We start from the raw sequence: 12,992 nt of genomic DNA on the forward strand, positions 1-12,992 counted from the left end.
AACGGCACTCGAAGGACCCCTGACCGCGAGATCGGTCAGGGGTCCTTCCGTCTGTCCTGGGGCGGCTCGAGGGGCGGCGGGGCCGACGGCGGCCGGCGCGGATGCAGCACCGGTGACCAGCCGGCGGCGGGCGCGCGGACGGATGCAAGGACGGGCGCCCACCCGGAGGTGGACGCCCGTCCCGTCGGCGTCGTGCGGAGGCGGCGGCTCAGCCGTCCCGGCGGTCGTCCTCGCCCCAGCGCGGTGCGTCGGCACGCTCGGTCGGCGCGGGTCGGGTAGCGTCGTCGGGCCCCGACGCGGTGGAGGGGGATTCGGCCGCCGACGGGGAACCGGTGGCCGGGGTCGTCGCCTGCTCGGCGGGCCGGCCGTAGCTGGGCCGGGGGGCGGCGGCGCCGCGCTGGGCCTCCGGTGTCGTGGGCGCGGGCTGCCCGTAGCTGGGGCGGTGGCTCGCGCCCGTGCCCGCGGGGGAGCTGGGTGCGCCGTACCCGTAGCTGCCCGCGGGGGACTCCGGCCGGGTGGGTGCGCCGCCGGGACCGGACGCGCCGTGCGCACCCGTCCCGCCGATCGTCTGGCCGGAGGCGCCGTGGCCGAAGCCGTTCGCGCCTGCCCCGGGGGCCGCGGCGCGGCCGCTCGGGGAGCCGAGGCCAGGAGCCTGGGCCGGGGGCACCGTGGAGCGCCCGGTCGCGGGGCCGGGGTTCACGCCGGCCTCGGCGAGCACGCGGCGGGCCTGCTCGGCATGGCTGTGCTCGACCATGAGCTCGTACTGCATGGGGATCGTCGCGGTCATCGACGTGAAGTCCCGCTTGCCGCCGGTCATCGCGTAGCCGATCACGGCCCAGACGGTGAAGAAGATGATGCCGAGCAGCACGCTCGAGACGACGGCGGCGACGCTGCCCCCGGGGTTGAGGAACATGAGGATGAGGCCGATGAACAGTCCCATCCAGACGCCGGAGAGCACGCCCTGGCCGATCACCTTTCCCCAGGTGCGGCGGCCGGTGACCCGCTCGATGAGCTTGAGGTCCGTGCCCACGATCATGGTGTTCTGCACGGGGAACTGGCGGTCCGCGAGCGCATCGACGACGGCCTGCACCTCGGCGTAGGTGCTGTACACGCCGAGGGAGCGGGGGTACTCGAGGTCGTAGAGCCGCTGGGTGAGCGGCGAGTGCTGCGGTGAGGTCATGTGCTGAGCCTAGGACAGGAGTCCGGATGCTCCCAGGGAGCGACGCCGATCTGCCTGGGAGTCCCCTGACCCCGTGCCGGGAGGAGGCGCCGGAGGGGGCTGCGAAGCGAGCTGTGGGGGCCGTCGGGACGGGCGCGGAGCGGCCCGTCGGAGCGGGGGAACAAACTTTCATGTCACGACACGGTGTCGAAACTGCCAGAAGTGATCTGCGCCTCCCCGTGCGCGGTAAGGTCCCGGGGACAGCGTCGTCGACGAGGAGTGAGGACCCACCATGACTGCACGTGATCAGCGCCCTGCGGAGGACCCCGCCGCGCTGGAGACCCCGCTCGACCGGCTGGGCGCCAGCCGTCGACGCTTCCTCTCGCTCGCGGGCGTCTCCGCGGGTGCCGCAGGGCTCGCGGCCTGCGCCGCAGGGGGCGGCGGCGGAGACGATGCCGGCTCCAGCGACGGCGGCGGAGCCGCGGTCGCCGAGGGCGGCGGCGAGGTGAGCGACGAGAACCCCTTCGGCGTGGACGCCTCCGCACCGGTGGACGTCGTGATCTTCAACGGCGGCTTCGGCGACCAGTACGGCAAGGACGCCGGCACGAAGTACGCGGAGCTCTACCCGGAGGCGGACGTCAAGGTCTCCTCGACCGTGAACATCCAGCCGGACCTCCAGCCCCGGTTCATCGGCGGCAACCCGCCGGACCTCTTCGACAACTCCGGCGCGCAGAGCATGAACACCTCGGCGCTCATCAGCGACGGCAGCCTCGGCGAGCTCGGCGCGCTGATCAAGGCCCCGAGCCTCGACGGCGGCACCATCGAGGAGTCCCTGCTCCCCGGTGTGCTCGTGCCCGGCACCTACTCCGGCAAGCTCTTCGCGCTGAACTACACCTACACCGTCTTCGCCCTCTGGTACTCCGCGACCCAGTTCGAGAAGGAGGGCTGGAAGGCCCCCGCCTCCTGGGACGAGGTCATGGCGATCGGCGAGTCGGCGAAGTCCGCGAAGCTGCCCCTGTTCGCCTGGGGCGGCCAGAACGCCGCGGACTACTACCAGGAGCTCGCGCTCTCGATGGCGATCAAGGAGGGCGGCAAGGAGGTCGCGACGAAGCTCGACAAGCTCGACGCCGACGCCTTCTCCCAGCAGACCGTCGTCGACGCCCACAAGGCGATCGAGGAGGCCGTGAAGGCGGGGTACTTCATGTCCGGCGGCGCCGGCATCAAGCACACCGAGGCCCAGGCGGAGTGGGTGACCGGCAAGGCGGTCATGTACCCCTCCGGCTCCTGGATCGAGAACGAGCAGCGGGATGTCACGCCCGAGGACTTCAAGATGACGGGCCTCTCCACGCCGGTGCTCAGCGACGGCGCGAAGCTCGGGGCGGCCGCCATCCACGGCGCCGCGGGCGAGCCGTTCATGGTCCCCTCCCAGGGCAAGAACGGCGCCGGCGGCCTCGAGTTCCTGCGCATCATGCTCTCCAAGGAGCAGTGCCAGAACTTCTCCAAGCTCACGAGCTCCATCACGATCGTCAAGGACACGGTGCCGGAGGACGCCTTCGGCTCCACCGCGCTCGCCTCCGTCAACGAGCTCATCCAGGGTGCGGGCGAGGACGTCTTCACCTACAACTTCAAGGACTGGTACGGGCTGGGCCCGGACATCAAGCCCCTGTGGACCGAGTTCCTGGGCGGCGACATCACCGCCGACGAATGCCTCGAGCGCACGCAGGAGATCGTCGACAAGGTGCGCGAGGACGACAGCATCGAGAAGTTCGACGTCGAGTGATGGCAGCAGTCCCCACGTCCACCACCCCGGGAGCGGCACCGGCCCGCCCCCGGGGGTCGCGCGGCGCGCTGCGTCGGCTGACGCCCGCCCGCATCCTCTTCTTCCTGATCTTCCTCGGGGTGCCGCTCGCGATCTACGTCGTCTTCGTGGTCTCCCCGTTCCTGCAGGCGTTCTACTACTCGCTCACGGACTGGCGCGGCCTCTCCCGCGCGCCGCAGTTCATCGGGCTCGAGAACTACGTGACGCTGTTCCACGAGCCGGTGTTCCTCAAGGCGCTGCGCAACAACCTGATCCTGCTCGTCACCCTGCCGCTGATCACCATCACCCTCGCGTTCACCCTCGCGGTGCTCGTGACGGTGGGCGGCGACTCCCGCGGGGCTATCCGCGGCGTGCCCGGGGCGACGGTCTACCGTGTCGTGAGCTTCTTCCCGTACGCGATCCCCGCGGTCGTCGTCGGCATCCTGTTCGCCTTCGTCTACTCGCCCAACGGCGGCCTGCTCAACGGACTCCTGCAGGCAGTGGGGCTGGACGTGTCGATCGGTTGGCTCGGTGAGCGACGCTTTGCGATGGCGGCGATCGTCGCGGCCGTCGTGTGGAGCCTCGTGGGCTTCTACATGGTGCTCTTCGTCGCGGCGATCAAGTCGATCCCGTCGGAGGTCGTCGAGGCCGCGCGCATCGACGGCGCCGGCCGGCTGCGGCTCGCGGTCCAGGTCGTCCTGCCGATGGTGCGGGGCAACGTCTCCACCGCCGCCGTCTACATGGGGATCATGGCGCTGGACATGTTCGTCTTCGTCAACGTCATGACGCCGACGGGCGGCACGGGCAAGAGCACCGAGGTGGTCTCGCGGTACCTCTACGAGACCGCCTTCTCCGAGTCGAGGTTCGGCCTCGCCTCCGCGATGGGCGTCGTGATGGCGCTGCTGACGATGGCGATGGCCGTGCTGGTCCTCGTCATCAGCCGCGGGAAGGACGAGGCATGAGCACCACGACCACCGGGCGGGCCACCGAGCCCGCGCCCGCACCGGCCGCCGCGGGCTCCGCGCCCCCGCGCCGACGTCGGCCGCGCCGCAGCGTCGGGGACCGCGTCTTCGGCGGGGTCTCCCAGATCGTCCTCGCGCTCTGGGCGCTGATCGTCGTCATCCCGCTGCTGTGGACGGTCTTCAGCTCCTTCAAGTCGACCCGCGGGATCCTCACCTCGCCGTTCGCGCTGCCGGAGCAGTGGAACCTCGACAACTTCGTGCGGGCCTGGAACCAGGCGGGGATCGGCCGGTACTTCTTCAACACCGTCCTCGTCGTGGGCTCGGCGCTCGTGCTGGTCATGGTGCTGGGGGCGATGTGCGCCTACGTGCTCGCCCGCTACGAGTTCCCGGGCCGGCGGGTCATCTACTACGCGCTGATCGCGGGGCTCACCTTCCCGCTGTTCCTCGCCGTGGTGCCGCTGTTCTTCATCCTCGAGTCGATGGGGCTGCGGGGGACCTACCTCGGGCTCATCCTCAGCTACGTGGGCTTCGCGCTGCCCTTCACGGTCTTCTTCCTCTACGCGTTCTTCCGGCAGCTGCCGGAGGAGATCGCCGAGGCGGCCGCGATCGACGGCGCGGGGGACTTCCGCACCTTCTTCCAGGTCATGCTCCCCATGGCCGGGCCGGGGATGGCCAGCGTCACGATCTTCAACTTCCTGGGGCTGTGGAACCAGTTCCTGCTCCCGGTCGTGCTGAACACCGACGAGTCGAAGTTCGTGCTCGCGCAGGGCCTCGCGAACCTGCAGGCCCAGCAGGGCTACCGCTCGGACTGGGCGGCGATGTTCGCCTCGGTGACGATCACGATCCTGCCGGTGCTCGTCGTCTACCTGATCTTCCAGCGTCAGCTGCAGGGCGGGATCGGGCCCAGCACGAACAAGTAGGGCCGTCGTCCGCAGGGACGGGGGAGAGGGGCGGGCGCGGCCGGTGTGACTGGCCGCACCCGCCCCTCCCTTGTGGGGGTGAACGCGTCCGGGGCATACTTGGGGAGTTGTCTGCGTGGGCCGCCATGCCCGGTTCCGTTCTCCGTGGGTTCTCCTGCGGCGAATGATCACCGGAGGAGGTCCATCCCCAGGACGCGAACGATGCCTCGCATCGACCGCGCGTCGGAGGAGGGAGAAGCGCAGACGCAGCCGTCACGCGGCGGCATCCGCACGCGCTCGCGCGCTCCGCGGAGGCCGACACGCCCGTCCTCGGGTACCGGGGCGGCTGTTCCATGACAGACGAAGAAGAGAGACAGGACGCCATGGCGGGACAGAAGATCCGCATCCGGCTCAAGTCGTACGACCACGAGGTGATCGACTCCTCGGCGCGCAAGATCGTCGACACGGTCACCAACGCGGGCGCGACGGTCGTGGGCCCGGTGCCGCTGCCGACGGAGAAGAACGTGTTCTGCGTGATCCGTTCTCCCCACAAGTACAAGGACAGCCGTGAGCACTTCGAGATGCGCACGCACAAGCGACTGATCGACATCGTCGATCCCACGCCGAAGGCCGTGGATTCGCTCATGCGTCTCGACCTGCCGGCGGACGTCAACATCGAGATCAAGCTCTGAGGCAGGTCGACATGAGCAACGAACTGACGGGACAGCGTGCCCACGCCGTGTCCGGCGTGCTCGGCACCAAGCTCGGCATGACCCAGGTCTGGGACGAGAACGGAAAGCTCGTCCCCGTGACCGTGGTCCACGCCGGTCCGAACGTCGTCACCCAGGTGCGGTCCGTCGAGTCCGACGGCTACGACGCGGTCCAGATCGCCTACGGGCAGATCGATCCCCGCAAGGTCTCCAAGCCGCTGAAGGGCCACTTCGAGAAGGCCGGCGTGACCCCGCGCCGTCACCTCGCGGAGCTGCGCACCATCAACGCCTCGGACTTCACCCTCGGCCAGGAGATCGACGTGTCGGTCTTCGAGGCCGGCCAGAAGGTCGACGTCGTCGGCACCTCCAAGGGCAAGGGCACCGCGGGTGTCATGAAGCGTCACGGCTTCTCCGGTGTCGGCGCCTCCCACGGTGCGCACCGCAACCACCGCAAGCCGGGCTCCATCGGCGGCGCCTCCACCCCGGGTCGCGTGTTCAAGGGCCTGCGCATGGCGGGCCGCATGGGCAGCGACCGCACCTCTGTCCAGAACCTGACCGTTCACGCGGTCGACGTCGAGAAGGGCTACGTGCTCGTCAAGGGTGCCGTCCCCGGCCCCAAGGGCGGCCTCGTGCTGGTCCGCTCGGCCGTCAAGAGCCCCGCGAAGGAGGCCTGAGCCCGATGGCAGACAACCTGACCGTCGACGTGCTCGACCCGGCCGGCAAGAAGGCCGGGACCGTCGAGCTCCCCACGTCGATCTTCGACGTGCAGACGAACGTCCCCCTGATCCACCAGGTGGTCGTGGCCCAGCAGGCGGCTGCCCGTCAGGGCACGCACAAGGCCAAGACCCGTGGCGAGGTCCGCGGCGGCGGCAAGAAGCCGTACAAGCAGAAGGGCACCGGCCGTGCGCGCCAGGGCTCGCTGCGCGCTCCGCAGTTCGCCGGCGGCGGCACGGTCCACGGACCGGTCCCGCGCGACTACTCGCAGCGCACCCCCAAGAAGATGAAGGCCGCCGCCCTCCGCGGTGCCCTCTCCGACCGCGCGCGCAACGGCCGCGTGCACGTGGTGTCCTCCCTCCTCGAGGGTGACGCCCCGTCCACCAAGGCCGTCCGCTCGACCCTGTCGAACGTCTCCGACCGTCGCCACCTGCTGGTGGTCGTGCGTCGCGACGACGACCTGGGCGCCCTGAGCTCGCGCAACCTGCCGACCGCGCACGTCCTGTACGCCGATCAGCTGAACACCTACGACGTCATGCTCTCCGACGACGTCGTGTTCACCTCCGGTGCGCTCGAGGACTTCGTGGCCGCCGCAACCCTGTCCCTGCCCACCTCCGGCTTCGCGAAGGCCCGTACCGAGGCGTCCGCCCCGGCCGCTCCGGTCGCCGCTGCCGCGCAGGACGCCCCCTTCGGCGAGGGATCGGCGGCCCCCCTGGCCGACGGCTCCGCCCCCGAGGGCTTCAGCATCAAGGGCAACAAGGACTCCATGAAGTTCCACTCGGTGGACTCTCCGTGGTACGGCCGCACCAAGGCCGAGGTCTGGTTCGCGACGGAGGAGGCCGCCAAGGCCGCCGGGTTCGTGAACGCCGTCAAGGAGTCCGCCTCGTCCGATGAGGAGGCCGCCAAGTGAGCGCGCTGAACAAGGATCCCCGCGACGTCCTGCTGGCCCCGGTCGTCTCCGAGAAGAGCTACGGGCTGATGGACGAGGGCAAGTACACCTTCCTGGTGGCTGCCGACGCCAACAAGACCGAGATCAAGATCGCCGTCGAGAAGGTCTTCGACGTCAAGGTCTCTTCGGTCAACACGATCAACCGTCAGGGCAAGGCGCGTCGCACGCGCTTCGGGATGGGCAAGCGCAAGGACACCAAGCGCGCCATCGTCACCCTGACCGACGGAGCCATCGACATCTTCGGAGGGTCGGTCGCCTGAGCGCGGCCGACGTCCGAGGAGCCGAAGAGAGTCTGAGGGAAACCCACCATGGGAATTCGCAAGCACAAGCCGACCACGCCGGGCCGTCGCGGCTCGAGCGTCGCCGACTTCGTCGAGATCACCCGCGACACGCCTGAGAAGTCGCTGGTCCGCCCGCTCTCCAAGAGCGGCGGCCGCAACGCCAACGGTCGTGTCACGTCCCGTCACCGCGGTGGCGGCCACAAGCGGGCCTACCGCGTCATCGACTTCCGTCGTTCCGACAAGGACGGCGTGAACGCGAAGGTCGCGCATATCGAGTACGACCCCAACCGCACCGCGCGCATCGCGCTGCTGCACTACGCCGACGGCGAGAAGCGCTACATCCTCGCCCCGGCCAAGCTGCGTCAGGGTGACTGGGTGGAGAACGGTCAGGGCTCGGACATCAAGCCCGGCAACAACCTGCCGCTCAAGAACATCCCGCTGGGCACCGTGATCCACGCGATCGAGCTGCGCCCCGGCGGCGGTGCCAAGATCGCCCGCTCGGCCGGCGCCTCCGTGCAGCTGGTCGCCAAGGAGGGCCGCTTCGCGCAGCTGCGCATGCCCTCCGGCGAGATCCGCAACGTCGATGCGCGCTGCCGCGCGACCATCGGCGAGGTCGGCAACGCCGAGCAGTCCAACATCAACTGGGGCAAGGCCGGCCGCATGCGCTGGAAGGGCAAGCGCCCGCACGTCCGCGGCGTGGTCATGAACCCGGTCGATCACCCGCACGGTGGTGGCGAGGGCCGCACCTCCGGTGGTCGTCACCCGGTCTCGCCCTGGGGTCAGCCCGAGGGTCGTACCCGTCGTCCGGGCAAGGAGAGCGACAAGCTCATCGTGCGCCGTCGACGGACCGGCAAGAAGCGCTGATAGGGAGAACCGCACATGCCTCGCAGTATCGCCAAGGGCCCGTTCGTCGACGACCACCTGCAGAAGAAGGTGGACGTCCAGAACGAGAAGGGCACCAAGAACCTCATCAAGACCTGGTCGCGCCGCAGTGTCATCACTCCGGACTTCCTGGGTCACACCTTCGCAGTGCACGACGGTCGGAAGCACGTCACGGTGTTCGTCACCGAGTCGATGGTCGGCCACAAGCTCGGCGAGTTCGCCCCCACGCGGACTTTCAAGGGCCACGAGAAGGACGACAAGAAGGGCCGCCGCCGCTGACCTCGGTCAGCACGGCAGCACTTCTCGAATTCGAGAGAAAGCAGGAAACGATGGAAGCCAAGGCGCAGGTGCGGTACCTCCGCATGTCGCCCATGAAGGCTCGCCGCGTTGTCGACCTGATTCGTGGCAAGAGCACGGTTGAGGCCCTGGACACCCTGCGGTTCGCCCCGCAGGCCGCCAGCGAGCCCGTCCTCAAGCTCGTCCAGTCCGCGATCGCCAACGCTCGCGTCAAGGCCGATCAGGCGGGTGAGCGCTTCGACGAGCGCGAGCTCGTCGTCTCGGCCGCCTATGTCGACGAGGGTCCGACCATGAAGCGGTTCCAGCCGCGTGCACAGGGTCGAGCCTTCCAGATCAAGAAGCGCACCAGCCACGTCACCGTGGTGGTCGCTCCCGTGAACAAGTAAGGAGTCCCGAATGGGCCAGAAGGTCAATCCGAACGGGTTCCGCCTCGGGATCACCACGGAGCACACCAGCCGTTGGTTCGCCGATTCCACCAAGGACGGCCAGCGGTACCGCGACTACGTGAAGGAAGACGTCGCGATCCGCAAGCTCATGTCCGATGGACTCGAGCGAGCCGGCATCTCCAAGGTCGAGATCGAGCGCACCCGCGATCGTGTCCGCGTGGACCTGCACACCGCCCGCCCGGGCATCGTGATCGGTCGTCGCGGCGCGGAGGCCGAGCGCCTCCGCGGTGAGCTCGAGAAGCTCACCGGCAAGCAGATCCAGCTGAACATCCTCGAGGTCAAGAACCCCGAGGCCGACGCCCAGCTGGTCGCACAGGGCATCGCCGAGCAGCTCGCCGCCCGTGTCTCCTTCCGCCGTGCGATGCGCAAGGGCATGCAGTCCGCGCAGCGCGCCGGTGCGAAGGGCATCCGAGTGGCCGTCGCCGGCCGCCTCGGCGGCGCCGAGATGAGCCGCAGCGAGTTCTACCGCGAGGGTCGCGTGCCTCTGCACACCCTCCGGGCGAACATCGACTACGGCTTCTACGAGGCCCGCACCGCCTTCGGCCGCATCGGCGTGAAGGTGTGGATCTACAAGGGCGACGTCACCGCCAAGGAGCTCGCGGCCCAGCAGGCCGCCGCACAGGGTCCCCGCTCCGGCGGTCGTGGCCCCCGTGCCGAGCGTCCCCGCGGCCGTCGCAACGAGCGCAACGCCGCCGCGCGTCGTGAGGGCAACGAGTCTGCACCGCAGACCGCCGCCCCCGCGGAGCAGGCAGCACCCGCGCAGCAGCCCGGAACGGAGGCCTGAGCGACATGCTGATCCCTCGCAGGACCAAGCACCGCAAGCAGCACCACCCGACCCGCAGCGGCATGGCCAAGGGCGGCACCGAGCTGGCGTTCGGCGACTACGGCATCCAGGCGCTCGCGCCGGCCTACGTCACCAACCGTCAGATCGAGGCGGCTCGTATCGCCATGACGCGCTACATGAAGCGCGGCGGCAAGGTGTACATCAACATCTACCCCGATCGCCCGCTCACCAAGAAGCCCGCCGAGGTCCGCATGGGCTCCGGCAAGGGCTCCGTGGAGTGGTGGATCGCCAACATCAAGCCCGGTCGCGTCATGTTCGAGATCGCCGGCGTCGATGAGGCGACCGCCCGTGAGGCCCTCCGCCTCGCGATCCACAAGCTCCCCATGAAGTGCCGCATTCTGACCCGAGAGGGTGGTGACATCTGATGGCAGCGACCAAGCTCACCGCCGACGAACTCGACAAGCTGGACGACGTCAAGCTGGCCGAGGAGCTGGCCAAGGCCAAGGACGAGCTGTTCAAGCTCCGTTTCCAGAACGCCACCGGTCAGCTCGAGAGCTCCGGCCGCCTGCGGTCCGTCAAGAAGGACATCGCACGGATCTACACGATCCTGCGCGAGCGCGAGCTGGGCATCCGCCAGGCCCCCGGCTCCGCCGAGTGACCGCGAAGCGAGGAACTGAGAGATGAACGAGAACACCCCTGAGGTCGAGGCCGCTGCGAAGGAGGGCGCTCACGCGTCGTCCCACGAGCGTCCCTACCGCAAGACGCTCCGCGGCTTCGTGGTCTCCGACAAGATGGACAAGACCATCGTGGTCGAGGTCGAGGAGCGCGTGAAGCACGCGCTCTACGGCAAGGTCCTCACGAAGACCAACAAGTTCAAGGCCCATGACGAGGACAACGTCGCCGGCATCGGCGACCGCGTGCTCATCATGGAGACCCGGCCGCTGTCCGCCACCAAGCGGTGGCGTCTGGTCGAGGTCGTCGAGAAGGCCAAGTGATCGATCGGTCCTCGTGACCGTCGACCGCATCCGAGAAGGGCCGGTCATCCCCGCGAGGGGGTGGCCGGCCCTTCTCCGTGCCCTCGGGCGGACGCCCGAAGGGGCCCGACGGACGCGCCGTCGATGCTGCTGGGAGGACGCTCCTGCGACCTGGGTCACAGGACGAATTCAGGCTCCGCTTCACCTGGTCAGCACCGATTTCTGAGCATCGATGCAGGTCATGGGCGTGACATCGGCTGTGCAACGTGGTTGTCTATATGGCCGTGCCCAGGATCCGGGCGCCGCAGAGCCCCCGGTCGGGGACACCGCGCGCCCGTGATCGCGAGGTAGGAAGCGCCGCTCGTCGGCCCCTCGTGCACCCGCCTCACGAAGGCAGGTCCATGTCCTCATCATCCGAATCGACCACCCCGCCCGCAGCGCGCCGCCCCCGCAAGGGCCGCCGCTCACCGAAGCCGCCCCGCCTCGAGGTCGACGACGTCCTCGTCGTCAAGGGGCGCCGCATGCGGACCGCCATCGGCGGCACCGTGGTCGGCAACGTCATGGAGTGGTTCGACTTCGGCGTGTACGGCTACATGGCCATCATGCTGTCGCAGCTGTTCTTCCAGACCGGCAGCGAGAGCCTCGACCTCATCCTGTCGCTGCTCGCCTTCGCGGTGAGCTTCCTGGTGCGTCCCTTCGGCGGTCTGGTCCTCGGCCCGCTCGGTGACAAGATCGGGCGCCAGAAGGTCCTGTTCTTCACGATGGCGATGATGGCGATCGCCACCGCCCTGATCGGTGTGCTCCCCACCTACGCCGACATCGGCGTCTGGGCCGCCTTCCTGCTCTACGCCCTCAAGCTCGTCCAGGGCTTCTCGACGGGCGGCGAGTACGCCGGCGCCACGACCTACGTCGCCGAGTTCTCCCCGGACCGCAAGCGCGGCTTCTACTCCTCGCTCCTGGACGTGGGCTCCTACCTCGGCTTCGCGATGGGTGCCGGTGCGGTCGCGCTGACCCACCTCATCACCGCGGAGGTCTGGGGACCGGACGCGATGCTCAACTGGGGCTGGCGGGTGCCGTTCCTGCTCGCGATCCCGCTCGGCGCGGTCGCCATCTGGTTCCGCGCCCGGATCCCCGAGACGCCGGCCTACGAGGCCACCGAGGCCGAGCAGGCCGCGGAGGCCCAGGGCCACGGCGCCGCCGCGCAGGCCGGGGAGGACGACTCCTCGCTGCACGCCCGCAAGGGTCCTCGTGCGATCGTCAAGCACCACTGGCGCGAGCTGCTCATCGCGATCGCGATCGTGGCCGCGACGAACACCGCCGGCTATGCGCTGACGAGCTACATGCCCACCTACCTGGGCAGCGAGTTCGGCTTCAACGAGATGGCGAGCGCCGCCGCGACGATCCCCTCGCTGCTGATCCTCTGCGCGATGATCCCGTTCGTCGGGATGGCCTCGGACAGGTTCGGGCGCCGCAACCTGTACTTCACCGCCGCGATCGCCGCGGTCGTCCTGCTGCTGCCGGCCTTCTGGCTCATGCACCAGAGCTCCTTCTTCGCGATCCAGGCCGCGATGGTGATGGTCGCCGTCCCGGTGGCCCTGTTCATCGGGCCCTCGGCCTCGGCGCTGCCGGCGCTGTTCCCGACGGCCGCGCGCTACGGCGCGATGGGCATCGCCTACAACGTGTCCGTCTCGCTGTTCGGCGGCACCACGCCGCTCATCTCGCAGACCCTCATCGAGCTCACGGGCAACAGCTACATGCCGGCGATCTGGATCATGGCGTTCGCCGTGATCGCGGGCATCGCGGTGATCTTCATGCGCGAGAGCGCGCAGCGGCCGCTGCTGGGCTCGTTCCCTGCGGTGGAGACCACCGAGGAGGCGATCGACCTGGTCGAGCACCAGGAGGAGAACCCCCTGCTGAACACCTCGGAGATGCCGATCGTGGTGCCCGAGGAGCTCGAGCGGGAGATCGAGGACGCCCTCGACCAGCCCGGTGCCGGGCTGCCGACGGACGCCGCGGGCGCGGGCGACGCGGAGCCCTCCGCGAAGGCCTGAGCGCAGCGCTCCCTCACGCGACCGACGGGCCGTCCACCTCCGGGTGGGCGGCCCGTCGTCGTGTGCGATGGGGGGAGGGGTGTCCT

At 69.4% G+C, this 12,992-nt stretch carries 16 protein-coding genes; 15 read left to right on the forward strand and 1 reads right to left on the reverse strand.

Annotated elements, in window-relative coordinates; all coding sequences use genetic code 11:
• Positions 1-208: 208 nt before the first annotated feature.
• Complete coding sequence (locus NLU66_RS07690) at positions 209-1,180, reverse strand: general stress protein (protein ID WP_259362328.1); 972 nt, start codon at positions 1,178-1,180, stop codon at positions 209-211.
• A gap of 271 nt (positions 1,181-1,451) precedes the next feature.
• Between NLU66_RS07690 and ngcE the strand changes: the two genes are divergently transcribed.
• The 15 genes from ngcE to NLU66_RS07765 all read left to right on the forward strand — a co-directional run bounded on the left by ngcE (position 1,452) and on the right by NLU66_RS07765 (position 12,906).
• Entirely contained in the window at positions 1,452-2,939 is a 1,488-nt protein-coding gene (gene ngcE, locus NLU66_RS07695) for an N-acetylglucosamine/diacetylchitobiose ABC transporter substrate-binding protein (RefSeq protein ID WP_259362329.1), read from the forward strand.
• Positions 2,939-3,919, forward strand: a complete 981-nt coding sequence (locus NLU66_RS07700; RefSeq protein WP_259362330.1) for a carbohydrate ABC transporter permease — start codon at positions 2,939-2,941, stop codon at positions 3,917-3,919. Before ngcE ends, NLU66_RS07700 begins: the two co-directional genes overlap by 1 nt.
• Positions 3,916-4,839 (forward strand): carbohydrate ABC transporter permease, encoded by a 924-nt coding sequence (locus NLU66_RS07705; RefSeq protein WP_259362331.1) that lies wholly within the window; start codon positions 3,916-3,918, stop codon positions 4,837-4,839. The genes NLU66_RS07700 and NLU66_RS07705 overlap by 4 nt, the downstream gene beginning before the upstream one ends.
• A gap of 362 nt (positions 4,840-5,201) precedes the next feature.
• Complete coding sequence (rpsJ, locus tag NLU66_RS07710) at positions 5,202-5,510, forward strand: 30S ribosomal protein S10 (RefSeq protein WP_137770124.1); 309 nt, start codon at positions 5,202-5,204, stop codon at positions 5,508-5,510.
• Between the two features lie 11 nt (positions 5,511-5,521).
• Complete coding sequence (rplC, locus tag NLU66_RS07715) at positions 5,522-6,202, forward strand: 50S ribosomal protein L3 (protein WP_137770125.1); 681 nt, start codon at positions 5,522-5,524, stop codon at positions 6,200-6,202.
• Positions 6,203-6,207: 5 nt separating this feature from the next.
• Positions 6,208-7,152 (forward strand): 50S ribosomal protein L4, encoded by a 945-nt coding sequence (gene rplD, locus NLU66_RS07720; protein ID WP_259362332.1) that lies wholly within the window; start codon positions 6,208-6,210, stop codon positions 7,150-7,152.
• Positions 7,149-7,451, forward strand: coding sequence for a 50S ribosomal protein L23 (gene rplW, locus NLU66_RS07725; protein WP_103384748.1), 303 nt, complete (start codon positions 7,149-7,151; stop codon positions 7,449-7,451). Before rplD ends, rplW begins: the two co-directional genes overlap by 4 nt.
• 48 nt (positions 7,452-7,499) lie before the next feature.
• Positions 7,500-8,336, forward strand: a complete 837-nt coding sequence (rplB, locus tag NLU66_RS07730) for a 50S ribosomal protein L2 (RefSeq protein ID WP_103384749.1) — start codon at positions 7,500-7,502, stop codon at positions 8,334-8,336.
• Positions 8,337-8,351: 15 nt separating this feature from the next.
• On the forward strand, positions 8,352-8,633 hold the full coding sequence (gene rpsS / locus NLU66_RS07735; protein ID WP_114853748.1) for a 30S ribosomal protein S19: 282 nt from the start codon (positions 8,352-8,354) through the stop codon (positions 8,631-8,633).
• A gap of 50 nt (positions 8,634-8,683) precedes the next feature.
• Positions 8,684-9,037: a 50S ribosomal protein L22 gene (rplV, locus tag NLU66_RS07740; RefSeq protein ID WP_103384703.1), complete on the forward strand. Its 354-nt coding sequence runs from the start codon at positions 8,684-8,686 to the stop codon at positions 9,035-9,037.
• 10 nt (positions 9,038-9,047) lie between these two features.
• Positions 9,048-9,881: a 30S ribosomal protein S3 gene (gene rpsC, locus NLU66_RS07745; RefSeq protein ID WP_259362333.1), complete on the forward strand. Its 834-nt coding sequence runs from the start codon at positions 9,048-9,050 to the stop codon at positions 9,879-9,881.
• A 5-nt stretch (positions 9,882-9,886) separates the two neighbouring features.
• The gene (rplP, locus tag NLU66_RS07750) at positions 9,887-10,306 is read left to right on the forward strand and encodes a 50S ribosomal protein L16 (RefSeq protein WP_103384702.1); all 420 of its coding nucleotides are present in this window, start codon (positions 9,887-9,889) and stop codon (positions 10,304-10,306) included.
• On the forward strand, positions 10,306-10,539 hold the full coding sequence (gene rpmC / locus NLU66_RS07755) for a 50S ribosomal protein L29 (RefSeq protein WP_103384701.1): 234 nt from the start codon (positions 10,306-10,308) through the stop codon (positions 10,537-10,539). The genes rplP and rpmC overlap by 1 nt, the downstream gene beginning before the upstream one ends.
• A gap of 22 nt (positions 10,540-10,561) precedes the next feature.
• Positions 10,562-10,876 carry a 30S ribosomal protein S17 gene (gene rpsQ, locus NLU66_RS07760; RefSeq protein ID WP_103384700.1) on the forward strand — a complete coding sequence of 105 codons (315 nt, stop codon included), beginning with the start codon at positions 10,562-10,564 and terminating at the stop codon, positions 10,874-10,876.
• 380 nt (positions 10,877-11,256) lie between these two features.
• Positions 11,257-12,906, forward strand: coding sequence for an MFS transporter (locus NLU66_RS07765; protein ID WP_259362334.1), 1,650 nt, complete (start codon positions 11,257-11,259; stop codon positions 12,904-12,906).
• Positions 12,907-12,992 lie beyond the last annotated feature (86 nt).

It is taken from the genome of Brachybacterium sp. NBEC-018, assembly GCF_024860185.1.
Lineage (GTDB): Bacteria > Actinomycetota > Actinomycetes > Actinomycetales > Dermabacteraceae > Brachybacterium > Brachybacterium rhamnosum.